8 protein-coding genes are annotated in these 7,453 nt (G+C 70.8%); 4 read left to right on the top strand and 4 right to left on the bottom strand.

Annotated elements, in window-relative coordinates; genetic code table 11:
- From RB628_RS38645 to RB628_RS38660, 4 genes are all read right to left on the bottom strand, one after another.
- Positions 1 to 199 (bottom strand): hypothetical protein (locus tag RB628_RS38645; protein WP_318325332.1); only part of this gene is annotated, 199 nt, incomplete at its 3' end.
- Between the two features lie 64 nt (positions 200 to 263).
- Positions 264 to 965: a response regulator transcription factor gene (locus RB628_RS38650; RefSeq protein WP_318325333.1), complete on the bottom strand. Its 702-nt coding sequence runs from the start codon at positions 963 to 965 to the stop codon at positions 264 to 266.
- A 245-nt stretch (positions 966 to 1,210) separates the two neighbouring features.
- Entirely contained in the window at positions 1,211 to 1,906 is a 696-nt protein-coding gene (locus RB628_RS38655) for a CBS domain-containing protein (protein WP_318325334.1), read from the bottom strand.
- Between the two features lie 26 nt (positions 1,907 to 1,932).
- Positions 1,933 to 2,403 carry a cyclic nucleotide-binding domain-containing protein gene (locus tag RB628_RS38660; protein ID WP_318325335.1) on the bottom strand — a complete coding sequence of 157 codons (471 nt, stop codon included), beginning with the start codon at positions 2,401 to 2,403 and terminating at the stop codon, positions 1,933 to 1,935.
- A gap of 635 nt (positions 2,404 to 3,038) precedes the next feature.
- Between RB628_RS38660 and RB628_RS38665 the strand changes: the two genes are divergently transcribed.
- The 4 genes from RB628_RS38665 (at position 3,039) to pflA (ending at position 7,306) form a co-directional block, all read left to right on the top strand.
- A complete protein-coding gene (locus RB628_RS38665; RefSeq protein WP_412180796.1) occupies positions 3,039 to 3,227 on the top strand; it encodes a hypothetical protein in 189 nt (62 codons plus the stop codon).
- A 4-nt stretch (positions 3,228 to 3,231) separates the two neighbouring features.
- Positions 3,232 to 4,155: a carbamate kinase gene (locus RB628_RS38670; RefSeq protein ID WP_318325336.1), complete on the top strand. Its 924-nt coding sequence runs from the start codon at positions 3,232 to 3,234 to the stop codon at positions 4,153 to 4,155.
- 146 nt (positions 4,156 to 4,301) lie between these two features.
- Entirely contained in the window at positions 4,302 to 6,560 is a 2,259-nt protein-coding gene (gene pflB, locus RB628_RS38675; RefSeq protein WP_318325337.1) for a formate C-acetyltransferase, read from the top strand.
- A complete protein-coding gene (gene pflA / locus RB628_RS38680; RefSeq protein WP_318325338.1) occupies positions 6,557 to 7,306 on the top strand; it encodes a pyruvate formate-lyase-activating protein in 750 nt (249 codons plus the stop codon). Before pflB ends, pflA begins: the two co-directional genes overlap by 4 nt.
- Positions 7,307 to 7,453: the final 147 nt, after the last annotated feature.

The following is a 7,453-nucleotide window of genomic DNA, read 5'->3' on the forward strand; positions in this document are numbered from 1 at the left end:
CGGTGGCCTGGTGCTCCCAGGTGATGATGCCGTCCTTGACGTACACCATCCACGAGCAGGAGCCGGTGCAGATCACCCCGTGGGTGGGGCGTGCGACCTTGTCGTGCGACCACCGGTCATGGTGGAAACCCTCCCACTTCGGGTCGCCTGCGCCGAACACGGCGCGTCCGTCGGCCGACACCTCACGGCGGGTCGGCACACTCGGAGTGAGCGCCCGTCAGCCGGCCGAGCGCCCACGCCGCTCCCGAGACGCCCGCTCCCGCTCATCTGGTCCTGGGTTCGCCCGTCTCGGGCTGCCCCAGGTGGGAGGCGAGGACGGCGGCCTGTACCCGGCGCTGCACACCCAGTTTGGCCAGCAGCCGGGAGATGTGGTTCTTGACGGTCTTCTCCGACAGGTAGAGCTTCTTGCCGATCTCGCGGTTGGTGAGGCCGTCGCCGATCAGAGCCAGGATGTCCCGCTCCCGCGGCGACAGGCTCGCCAGCTCGGACGGCACGGCGGGGGTCTCCGCGGGGTCGGCCCGCAGCGAGCGCATCAGGCGGGCCGTGGTCGCGGGGTCCAGCATCGACTGGCCCGAGGCCACCGTGCGGACCGCCGAGACGAGGTCGGAGCCCTTGATCTGCTTGAGGACGTAACCGGAGGCCCCGGCCATGATCGCGTCGAGCAGAGCCTCCTCGTCGTCGAACGAGGTCAGCATCAGACAGGCCAGCTCCGGCATCTGGCTGCGCAGTTCCCGGCAGACCGAGATGCCGTCCCCGTCCGGCAGACGCACGTCGAGGACGGCGACGTCGGGGCGCAGCGCGGGGCCCCGGGCGAGCGCGTGGTCGACGGTACCGGCGTCGCCGATCACCGAGATATCGGGTTCGGCGTCGAGCAGATCGGCCAGTCCGCGGCGTACGACCTCGTGGTCGTCGAGCAGGAACACCCGGATCGGGTTCTGCTCGGTGAAGGCGCGTGGCTCTGGCATGGTGACCCCTCGTTCCCCGGCGGAGGACAGACTGCGGGCTGTCCATGCTGCCGATCATCACGCGCCCGGGCCGAATGCACTAGGGCCGACCGGCCCCACACCCCGGCACGAAGCCCCCCCCCGACAGGCCCAGGGCGCGGGACAAATGACCGTGCGGGCGGCCTGAGCTGCGCCCTTTTGCCGGAGGGGGCCGCAGAGCCACAGTGCCTGCCGGGACCGGGCGTGGCCGCCTGGTCCCGGCAGGTTCAGGGAGAGTCGACGTTCTCGGAGTCGCCGGCGGGCGCTTCCCTCGGCTCTGCGCGTCCGGTGAGGTCGAACCTCACGTCCACGACCCCCTCGACCGCGCGGACCAGCCGTGCTGCCACGGGCACCAGGGAGGTGTCCCGGACCTGGCCGACGAGCTCCACGACGCCGTCCCGCACGTGCACGCGTACGCTCGAGTCCGGCACGGGGAACAGGCAGGACACGACGTCGCGCCGTACCTCCCCGGCGATCTCCTCGTCGGTGCGCAGGAAGACCTTGAGCAGGTCGGCACGGCTGACGACGCCCTTGAGCCGACCCGCGGCGTCGACCACGAAGAGCCTCTTGACCTTCGCCCGGGCCATGGTGCGGGCCGCCTGGGCGAGTGTGGCGTCCGGGCGGACGGTGAGGGCGGGGGAGGTCATGAGTTCCTCCGCGGTGACCGCGCCGGCCTTCTCCAGGTCGGACAGGCGGCGCAGCTGGGTGTACCGGTCGGGGTCGCTGTCGCGGAACTCCTCCTTGGGCAGGAGATCCGCTTCGGAGACCACGCCGACGACCCGGCCCCCGCCCTCGACGACGGGCAGGGCGCTGACCTTCCGGTCCTGCATCAGCTGCACGATCTCCTTGAAGGCCGCCCCGTGACCGACTGCGGCGACCGTGTGGGTCATGACATCGCTGACGATGTGCGGGGTGCCGTGCATGGTCACTCCTTGGTCACGTGTTCGGGTCAGATGGCGCTTCCGGCGCCGTACGGGGCGTACAGATCGAGGAGGCGGGTCCTGGCCGCGCGAAGACGGTGGGCGAGTACCCCACCCACCCACTGGGCGACGTCGTTGCCCAGGGCCGCGTCCTCCTGGCACATGGACCGGGCGGCTGTGGCGTCGAACTCGTAGGCCCGCACCGGCGTGGTCGCCGCGGCGCCCAGATGCCAGACGTGCGGAGTGAAGAGCCAGGACCAGCCGACCAGTTCGTTGGGCCCGAGGCTCTCGATGACAGCCGCCCGACGGCCCGGCACACGCATGTCGAGCTCGATCCTGCCGCTGCGGATGATCCAGAAGCGGTCGGCGTGTCCACCCTCGTCGAACAGACGTGTTCCCTGGGGGATGGACACATCCCGGGCGACGCGCATGAGCTGCTGACGGTGTTCGGCGGACAGCGCGCGCAGCACCCTGGGGCCGGGGGCGGGGGAAGCGTTCATGGTGTGCCTCCGCAACGGGGTGTACGGACTTCCAGGGCCAGCCTGTGCCGGACTCTCCGGGCAGACCATGGGCCACCCGGCCCATCGAGCGCGCCATACGGCACCGACGGGGTAACTTCCGGTGCTGCGGTGAGAGCGGCCGCGACCCTCGCGGCCCGTCGGCGCCTGCCCTTGCCGTATGGGCCTCCGCACGCCCGGTCCATCGGAAGTCCGGGCGCCGACGAGGCTCAGGAGCACGCCACTCACCTTGCGGCCACCGCGAGTCGGGGCTGCACGGGCCTCTCGGACCGGGACCTTCGGGACCCCGGCGGGGTCCGGGTGGCCGCTGCCCTGATCCGGCGGGGCGCGGAAGCATCGTTCGAAAATCGCCCCGTCCGCAGCAACCCGCACAAGGAGCACGGTCATGCCCAGGACGCTCGGTCCCCCGGCCGGGTCCGCGCTGGTGACCGGGACCGTCATCGGCACGGGAGTCTTCGCCCCGCCCTCCGCGCTCGCCCGGTACGGGCCGGTCGCGCTGGTCGTCCTCGTCGTCGTGACGCCGGGCGCGCCGGTGCTCGCGCCGGCCTTCGGTGCGCTGTCGAAGCGGGTGCCGTGCCGGCGGGGGGCCGTACGTCTGTGCCGTCGGAGCGTTCCAGGTGTCGCTGCTGCCATACCAGGTCGACGGGAGGACGCAGGCTGTCACCGGCAACGCGGACGTCAAGTCCGCGCACTGCCTGCAGGCCCTGCACGACCGCCGCACCCGCCTCGGTCCGGACCTCTTCGACCGGGCCGGGAACCGGCCGCACACCATCAAGGCCGTACTCGCCGCCACCCTGGAGGACTGAAGCCATGCGTATCGTCGTCGCCCTCGGCGGCAACGCCCTGCTGCACCGCGGTGAACGCCCCGAGGCCGCTGTCCAGCAGGCCAACATCGACCGGGTCGCCACCGCCCTGGCCGCCCTGGCCCACGAGCACGACATCGTCCTCACCCACGGCAACGGCCCCCAGATCGGTCTGCTCGCCGCGGAGAGCGCGGCCGACCCCGGCCTCAGCGCCCCCTGTCCGCTCCATCTGCTCGGCGCCCAGACGCAGGGCATGATCGGCTCGCTGCTGGCCTGCACACTGCACGACGTCCTTCCCGGCCGCCCCATCGTCACCCTCGTCACCCATACCCTCGTACGGTCCGACGACCCGGCGTTCGCCCGGCCCGCCAAGTTCGTCGGCCAGGTCTACCCCCGGGAGGTGGCCGGCGTCCTCGCCCGCAGGCGCGGCTGGCACGTCGCGCAGGACACCACCGGCTGGCGCCGCGTCGTCCCCTCTCCTGCGCCCGAACGGATCCTGGAGACCGACACCGTCCACGAACTGCTGAACAGCGGCACCCTCGTGATCTGCGCGGGTGGCGGAGGCGTTCCCGTCACCGCGGACCACGGCACCGGCGCGTTGACGGGCCGGGAGGCCGTCATCGACAAGGACCTCACGGCCGCCCTGCTCGCCGAGGACCTGAAGGCCGACTTCCTGCTCATCCTCACCGACGTGCCGTGCGTGTACGAGGACTACGGGACCCCCGCCCAGCAGCCCGTCCTCGACGCCACCCCCACCGAGCTGCGCCGCAGGGGTTTCCCGGCGAACTCCATGGGACCGAAGGCCGAGGCCGCCGCCCGGTTCGTCGAACGGACCGGAGGGCTCGCCGCCATCGGAGCCCTGGACGCGGCGTACGAGATGGTGCACGGGCGCTCGGGCACCCTGATCCGCCCGGATCTCACGGTCGACTGACGGGCAGGTTCGGGCAGCGGCAGGGCCGTCCGGCCCTCGGTGCCCGGGGCCGAACGGCCGGCCCGTGGGCGCTGTCCGGCACTCCCCGTGACCACAGCGGACGACGAGTATCGAGTGCAGGACACGAACCCAGGAGAGGAACGGCGATGACCACAACCGTGACAGTCGGCGACCGGGTCACCACACCCTGGCGAGGCTTTGCCGGGAGCCGCTGGCACGAGCTGATCGACGTGCGCGACTTCATCCAGGCCAACTACACGCCGTACGAGGGCGACGCGTCGTTCCTGACCGGCCCCACGGACCGTACCCGGGCCGTCTGGGAGAAGGTCAGCTCGCTGTTCCCCGAGGAGCGTGCCCGGGGCATCCTCGACGTGGACGTCACGACACCCTCGACGATCACCTCGCACGCGCCCGGCTGGATCGACCGCGACCGCGAACTGATCGTCGGCCTGCAGACGGACGCCCCGCTGAAGCGGGCGATCATGCCCAACGGCGGGCTGCGCATGGTGGAGAACGGTCTGAAGGCGTACGGCTATGAAGCCGACCCGTTCGTGACGAAGGTGTTCGGGACCTACCGCAAGACCCACAACGACGGTGTCTTCGACGCGTACACCCCCGAGATGCGGACCGCCCGCAAGGTCGGCATCATCACCGGGCTGCCGGACGCCTACGGCCGGGGCCGGATCATCGGCGACTACCGGCGCGTCGCCCTGTACGGCACGGACCGGCTGATCGAGGCCAAGCGCGCCGAGAAGGCCGTGCTGGACGGCCGGCCGTCGACCGAGCACGTCATCCGCGACCGCGAGGAACTCGCCGAGCAGATAAGGGCGTTGGGCGAGCTCGCGGAGATGGCGGGCTCGTACGGCTGTGACGTCTCCCGACCGGCCGCCACCGCGCACGAGGCGGTGCAGTGGCTCTACCTGGGCTACCTCGCCGCGGTGAAGGAGCAGAACGGCGCCGCGATGTCGCTGGGCCGCACCTCCACCTTCCTTGACGTCTACCTCCAGCGGGACCTGGACGAGGGGAGCCTCGACGAGGCCCGTGCCCAGGAGCTGATCGACGACTTCGTGATCAAGCTGCGGATCGTACGGTTCCTGCGCACCCCGGAGTACGACGCGTTGTTCTCCGGCGACCCGACCTGGGTGACCGAGTCCATCGGCGGCATCGGACACGACGGCCGCACACTGGTCACCCGCACCTCCTTCCGCTTCCTGCAGACGCTCTACAACCTCGGCCCGGCCCCCGAACCCAACCTCACCGTGCTGTGGTCGCCCCGACTGCCCGCCGGCTTCAAGGAGTTCTGCGCCCAGGCGTCCATCGACACCAGCGCTGTCCAGTACGAGTCCGACGACCTGATGCGCCCTCGCACCGGCGACGACACCGCGATCGCCTGCTGCGTCTCCGCCATGGCGGTGGGCAAGGAGATGCAGTTCTTCGGAGCGCGCGTCAATCTCGCCAAGGCCCTGCTCTACGCCGTCAACGGCGGCCGCGACGAGATGACCGGCGAACAGGTCACCCCCGAGGCGCCGCCTCTGGCCGGCGAGTACCTGGACTACGAGGAGTTGTCGGCGGCGTACGACCGCGTCCTGGACTGGCTGGCGGAGACATATGTCAACACGCTCAACGTCATCCACTACATGCACGACAAGTACGCCTACGAGCGCATCGAGATGGCGCTGCACAACCACCCCGTGCACCGCTACATGGCCTGCGGCGTCGCCGGGCTCTCCGTCGCCGCCGACAGCCTGTCCGCTGTCAAGTACGCCCGGGTGAAGGTGATCCGGGACGCGACCGGGCTGGCCGTCGACTTCCTGACCGAGGGCGAGTTCCCGGCGTACGGCAACAACGACGACCGCGCGGACGCCCTCGCCGTCGGGCTGGTGGAGTCCTTCATGGCGAAGGTGCGCGAGCACCCCACCTACCGCAACGCCGAACACACCCAGTCGGTACTGACCATCACCTCGAACGTCGTCTACGGCAAGCACACCGGCAACACCCCCGACGGCCGGCGCGCCGGAGAACCCTTCGCGCCCGGCGCCAACCCGATGAACGGCCGTGACCGCCACGGGGTCGCCGCCTCCGCGCTGTCGGTCGCCAAACTCCCCTACGAGCAGGCCCGCGACGGCATCTCACTGACCACGACCATCACCCCCGAGGGACTGGGCCACGCCCCCGAGGAGCGCGCGGGCCACCTGGTGGGCATCCTCGACGCCTACACGGCATCCGGCGGCTTCCACATGAACGTCAACGTGCTGAACCGGGATGTGCTGGAGGACGCGATGGAACACCCGGAGAAGTACCCCGAGCTGACCATCCGGGTGTCGGGATATGCCGTCAACTTCGTCCGTCTGACCCGCGAGCAGCAACTCGACGTGATCAGCCGCACCTTCCACGGATCGCTGTGAAGGCGACGACGCTGAAGGCGCCCATTGGCCGGATCCACTCCTGGGACCTGTCCACCGGCGTGGACGGTCCCGGGACCCGGTTCGTCCTCTTCCTCAGCGGCTGCCCGCTGCGCTGCCTGTACTGCGCCAACCCCGACACCTGGCACATGCGGGACGGCCGGGAGGCCACTGTCGACGAGGTGATGACGGAGATCGGGAAATACCGTGCCTTCGTCACCACGGCAGGGGGAGGGGTCACCCTCACCGGCGGCGAGGCACTCCTCCAACCCGCCTTCACCGCCGCCGTGCTGCGCCGCTGCAAGGAGGCAGGACTGCACACCGCCCTGGACACGTCCGGCTTTCTCGGTGCCCGCGCCACCGACGAACTCCTCGCCGACACCGACCTGGTACTGCTCGACATCAAGGCCTTCGACATCGGCACCTACCAGAACCTGACCGGCGGACGGCTTTCTCCCACGCTCAGTTTCGCGACCCGCCTGGACCGCCTCGGTGTCCCGATGTGGATCCGCTATGTGCTGGTCCCCGGCTGGACGGACGATCCGCGGTCCGTGGACGCCCTGGCCCGTTTCGCCGCGGAGCTCGGCACGGTCGAGCGGGTCGACGTACTGCCCTTCCACAAACTCGGAGCCTCGAAGTACGAGGCCCTCGGCATCCCCTTCCCGCTGCGCGACACCCCGGTTCCCGACCCGGCCCTGATCGACAGCGTCCGCGAGCGCTTCAGGGAGCGGGGCGTGCCCGCCTACTGACGGGCGGGCCACGAAGGGTGCGCGGCCACCGTCACTCCGGCGCGCGCCCGCGTGCCCGGCGTACCGCGCTGACCCGACGGCCCCGGCAAACAGGGACGTTCGGCCCCGTGGTCGCGGACCTTCGGCATCCGGCGTCGCGCGCCCCCT

It is taken from the genome of Streptomyces sp. ADMS, from assembly GCF_033441795.1.
GTDB lineage: Bacteria > Actinomycetota > Actinomycetes > Streptomycetales > Streptomycetaceae > Streptomyces.